This window comes from Campylobacter sp. TTU-622, assembly GCF_016598965.1.
Taxonomy (GTDB): domain Bacteria; phylum Campylobacterota; class Campylobacteria; order Campylobacterales; family Campylobacteraceae; genus Campylobacter_D.
Genome location: NZ_JAENKR010000154.1, coordinates 1 through 1465, shown reverse-complemented (window position 1 = coordinate 1465; position 1465 = coordinate 1). Strand labels below are relative to the sequence as shown.

General features: G+C 23.8%; 3 protein-coding genes. All 3 read right to left on the bottom strand.

Annotation, left to right across the window (positions count from 1 at the left end; all coding sequences use genetic code 11):
• Nucleotides 1-129 precede the first annotated feature (129 nt).
• Nucleotides 130-720, bottom strand: coding sequence for a ribosome biogenesis GTP-binding protein YihA/YsxC (gene yihA / locus JG677_RS08120; RefSeq protein ID WP_200170171.1), 591 nt, complete (start codon nucleotides 718-720; stop codon nucleotides 130-132).
• Nucleotides 717-1181: a lipopolysaccharide transport periplasmic protein LptA gene (lptA, locus tag JG677_RS08115; protein WP_200170172.1), complete on the bottom strand. Its 465-nt coding sequence runs from the start codon at nucleotides 1179-1181 to the stop codon at nucleotides 717-719. The genes yihA and lptA overlap by 4 nt, the downstream gene beginning before the upstream one ends.
• The coding region (gene lptC, locus JG677_RS08110; protein WP_200286131.1) for an LPS export ABC transporter periplasmic protein LptC at nucleotides 1163-1465 on the bottom strand (303 nt) is incomplete at its 5' end. The genes lptA and lptC, both read right to left, overlap by 19 nt.

The window sequence follows — 1465 nt, the reverse complement described above, 5'->3', positions numbered from 1 at the left end:
AAAAAATACTCCATAAAATACAGGTAAATAAATAAAAATAGAACTTAAAATTTCATAAATAATCAAAACTAAAGCTATAAAAAAATAAATTAAATTAAAATGCACATTATGAATTTGCTGATTTTTCATTTAAAAACCTAAAGTCTTTAAGATTATTTCTTTTTCAAGTTCTAACAAGCCCTCTTTATTTGCACTTGAAACCAAATACGCATCTTTAAAATTAACCTTGATTTTATTTTTCTGACTTTGATTTAATTTATCGCTTTTAGTAAAAACACGTAAAATTTTTTGATCATTTCTTAAAATATTTTGCAAATATTGCAGAACATTTAAATCAATTTCCAAATTTATATGTCTTGAATCTATAAGTAAAATAAAAAGTTTTATTGAAGTTCTTAATCTTAAAAATTCGTTTAAATTTTTATTCCATATTTCTTTTGTTTTTTTAGAAACTTTTGCATAGCCAAAACCAGGTAAATCAATAAAATAAATGCTAAATTTTTCTTCTTCTTTGCTACAAAAAACTTCAAAAAAATTAATTAGCTGTGTTTTACCTGGAGTTGATGAGCTTTTTGCAAGATTTTTTTGCTTGCAAAGTGCATTAATAAGCGAGCTTTTTCCAACATTTGATCTTCCTAAAAAAGCTACTTCGCTAAAATTAGATGGCATAGTATCACTAATACACTCAAAAGAAGAAAAAAATTTAGCTTTATAAATCATTTTTGTTCCACATCAAAAACAAAACGGACGGGATTTTTATCTTTGCTTTCAACAAGATACGTATTGTTTTTTCTATCAATAACTATTTTATCGCCATAAATTTTTTTATTTGTTGTAACTTCATTAACAATGGCATTACCATTAATTTCATAAGTATCTTTTAATACATTATAAATTAAACGATCCCCACTTCCTTTATAAATCTTATCTTCTAAATAAATTTCAAATTTAGCATTTTGTATTGCTTCATACTTTATTGGTTTTTTATTTTTATCCATATAAATAACCAATTTATCCGAATTTAAAATATCTTTTCCTTTTTTTACTTCAACATTGCCACTTAAAGTACTCTTACCTGCATTCTCATCTAAATAAAAACTCAAAGCCTTTACTTCAATTTGCGTAGCAAAAGAATACTGCAATATAAATATCAAAAGAAAAATTATTTTTCTTGTATCCACGCTTGAACTCCTTCAACTTGCAATGTATTCTTTTTTAAATCATAAACTAAAATATTTCCATCGACACGATTCTTATTTAAAAAAGCTTTAAAGCCTACATCGGTACTTAAAATCTTATCATCAGGATTAAATTTTACTTTTTGACTTAAAATCTTTGTTCCATTTAGATCGCTATAACTTACATTACCTTCAAATACAATTTTATTTTTTTGATCATTTAAAAGTTCTGAAGTATTAGCACTTAAATTAAAATCAAAATTTAAAGTAGTAAAATAATGAAAAAC

Coding starts and splice junctions, on each gene's coding strand:
- yihA (WP_200170171.1), bottom strand. CDS start 720: ATGATTTATAAAGCTAAATTTTTTTCTTCTTTTGAGTGTATTAGTGAT.